Annotated in this window: 3 protein-coding genes and 1 pseudogene; all 4 read left to right on the top strand. The window is 71.7% G+C overall.

What is annotated here, in order from left to right; genetic code table 11:
- Positions 1-268: pseudogene (locus tag VG296_RS22305) on the top strand (DNA polymerase III subunit beta); the annotation flags it as partial.
- A 40-nt stretch (positions 269-308) separates the two neighbouring features.
- Positions 309-1436 carry a DNA replication/repair protein RecF gene (recF, locus tag VG296_RS22300; protein WP_325568678.1) on the top strand — a complete coding sequence of 376 codons (1128 nt, stop codon included), beginning with the start codon at positions 309-311 and terminating at the stop codon, positions 1434-1436.
- On the top strand, positions 1426-1953 hold the full coding sequence (locus VG296_RS22295; RefSeq protein WP_325568676.1) for a DUF721 domain-containing protein: 528 nt from the start codon (positions 1426-1428) through the stop codon (positions 1951-1953). Before recF ends, VG296_RS22295 begins: the two co-directional genes overlap by 11 nt.
- 192 nt (positions 1954-2145) lie before the next feature.
- A partial coding sequence (locus VG296_RS22290) for an ATP-binding protein (RefSeq protein ID WP_349259661.1) occupies positions 2146-3228 on the top strand: 1083 nt, incomplete at its 3' end.

Genomic DNA, 3228 nt, shown 5'->3' with positions numbered 1-3228 from the left:
GTTCACCGCCGGCCAGCTGCTGCTCGAGGCGGGCACCGGGGACGAGGCGCAGGCCGCCGAGACGCTCGAGGCGAGCTACGAGGGCGACGACATCCAGATCGCGTTCAACCCGCAGTACCTGCTCGACGGGCTGACCGTGCTGGACTCCGACACCGTCCGGATCTCGTTCACCACGTCGGCCAAGCCCGCCGTGATCACCGGCAAGCCCGCGGCGGACCACGCGCCCGACTACCGCTACCTGCTGATGCCGATCCGGCTCGGCGGCTGAGGGCGGGCGGACGAGCAGGACGGCAGTAGCCTGAGACACTGTGCATCTCACCCGGCTCGCGCTGACCGACTTCCGCTGTTACCCGGCGGCGGACGTTCCGCTGGAGCCCGGCGTGACCTCGTTCACCGGCGCGAACGGCGAGGGCAAGACCAACCTGGTCGAGGCGGTCGGCTACGTCGCGACCCTGGCCAGCCACCGGGTCGCCACCGACGCGCCGTTGGTGCGCAGCGGCGCCGAGCGGGCCATCGTGCGGGCCGCGGTGACCGCGGCGGACCGCAGCAGCCTGGTCGAGATCGAGATCAACCCATCCCGCGCCAACCGGGCCAGGCTCAACCGGGCAGCGGTACAGCGGCCCCGGCAGGTACTCGGCGTGCTGCACGCCGTGCTGTTCGCTCCCGAGGACCTCGCCCTGGTGAAGGGCGACCCGGGCGAGCGCCGCCGCTACCTCGACGACCTGCTGATCCAGTCCGCGCCGCGGTACGCGGGGGTCCGGTCCGACTACGACCGGGTCGTCAGGCAGCGGACGGCGCTGCTGAAGTCGGCGCGAGCCAGGCCGCCGGGCAACCGGCCGATGCTCGGCGCCCTCGACGCCTGGGATGAGCAGCTGGTCCGCACCGGCGCCGAGCTGATGGCCGGGCGGCTCGAGCTGGTCGGCGCGCTGCGGCCGCTGGCGGTCAAGGCGTACGCCGCGGTGTCCGGCGACGAGTGCGCCGTGGAGCTCACCTACCGCCCCTCGCTGCGGGACAAGGCGGAGCCGGCGGCCGACCAGGAGCAGCTGGCGGCCAGCCTGCGCGAGGCGCTTGCCGAGTCCCGTGGCGCCGAGCTGGAGCGGGCGGTCTGCCTGGTCGGCCCGCACCGCGACGAGCTGGAGCTGCGCATCGGCGAGCTGCCCGCCCGCGGCTACGCGAGCCACGGCGAGTCCTGGTCGTTCGCGCTCGCCCTGCGGCTGGCCGGCTACGAGCTGCTCCGCTCGTCCGGCGATGACCCGGTGCTGCTGCTCGACGACGTGTTCGCCGAACTCGACGGGCAGCGCAGGGACCGGCTCGCCGCGCTCGCGGCCGCCGCCGAGCAGGTCATCGTCACTGCCGCGGTGCCGGCCGACCTGCCCACTGCCATGGCCACCACCAGGTTCGACGTGTCCGGCGGGGTGATCACTCGTGCCGGGTGAGGACGCCGAGCGCCAGATCAGCAGCGCCCGGGAGGCGCTCGCCGCCGCCGTGCAGGACGCCAGGGCCCGGGACGACAGGCCGGCCTCTGCGCGTTCGGGACGTAAAAATTTTCCCGAACGGAGCAACGCTGACCCCGCTGCGCAGCGCGGCGGGCGCAGCGAGGATCCGCAGCCGCTGGGCGCGGCGATCACCCGGCTGCTGGCCGAGCGCGGATGGCAGCAGCAGGCGGCGGTCGGCTCGGCGTTCGGCCGCTGGGAGGAGATCGTCGGCCCGGAGCTCTCCGCGCACGCCCGGCCGGACGGGTTTGCCGACGGCGAGCTGCTGATCGTGGCCGACTCCACCGCCTGGGCCACCCAGCTGCGGCTACTCGCCGCGACGCTAGTGCGGCGGCTCAACGCGGAACTCGGTGACGGGACGGTCCGGCGGGTCAAGGTCAGGGGGCCGGCGGGGCCGCCGCGCAAGCCAGGCGCGTGGCGCGCGCCGGGGGGCCGGGGGCCGCGCGACACCTACGGCTGAACAAGCCCGTTTCAGACGGTACTCGCAGGTAAAATGGTACAGCGCACCCGGGTAGATGACGCTGGGGTCTGATGGCGCAGTGTCTGGGTAGCGCGCTGTACCGGCAGGAGGGGTTCAGAAACTTTGTCGTCCTACGACGCACGCTCGATCACCGTTCTTGAAGGCCTCGAGGCGGTCCGCAAGCGACCCGGCATGTACATCGGCTCCACTGGTGAGCGCGGACTGCACCATCTCGTCCAGGAAGTCGTGGACAACTCGGTGGACGAGGCGCTGGCCGGCGAGGCCGATGAGATCGACGTTACCCTGCTAGCCGACGGCGGCGTCCGGGTCCGCGACGACGGCCGGGGCATCCCGGTGGACATGCACCCGGTGGAGCAGCGGTCCGCACTTGAGGTCGTGCACACCACGCTGCACGCCGGCGGCAAGTTCGACGGCAAGTCATACGCCGTCTCCGGCGGGCTGCACGGCGTCGGCGTGTCGGTGGTGAACGCGCTGTCCCGGCGGCTCGACGTGGAGGTCCGCAGGGACGGGTACGTCTGGCGCCAGTCCTACGAGCGGGGCGACCCGGTCACCGAGGTCATCCGCGGCGAGGAAACCGACGCGCACGGCACCACCACGACGTTCTGGCCGGACGGCTCGATCTTCGAGACGCTGGACTGGAGCTTCGAGACGCTGGCCCGCCGCCTGCAGGAGATGGCCTTCCTCAACCGGGGGCTGCGGATCACGCTGACCGACGAGCGGCCGGAGCACATCAACGGCGAGCCGCGGGTGGTCAGTTACTGCTATCCCGGCGGGATCGCGGACTTCGTCCGGTACCTGAACGCCTCCAAGGAGCCGGTGCACGGCTCGGTCATCGAGTTCGGCGACGAGGGCGATGGCATCGCCGTCGAGATCGCCATGCAGTGGAATGCCTCCTACGCCGAGTCGGTGCACACGTTCGCGAACACGATCAGCACGGCCGAGGGCGGCACCCACGAGGAGGGCTTCCGCTCGGCGCTCACCACGATCGTCAACAGGTACGCACGCGAGCAGAAGCTGCTCCGCGAGAAGGAAGACAACCTGACCGGTGAGGATGTCCGCGAGGGGCTCACCGCGATCGTCTCGGTCAAGCTGGCCGAGCCGCAGTTCGAGGGGCAGACCAAGACCAAGCTCGGCAACACCGAGGCGAAGTCGTTCGTGCAGAAGGCCTGCAACGACCACCTGCGCGACTGGTTCGAGCGCAACCCCGGCGAGGCCAAGGACATCATCACCAAGGCCACCCAGGCCGCGCGGGCC

Source organism: Actinospica sp., assembly GCF_035552695.1.
Taxonomy (GTDB): Bacteria; Actinomycetota; Actinomycetes; order Streptomycetales; family Catenulisporaceae; genus Actinospica.
Note: the sequence above shows the minus strand (reverse complement) of the source record. Positions and strands in the feature narration are given on the sequence as shown.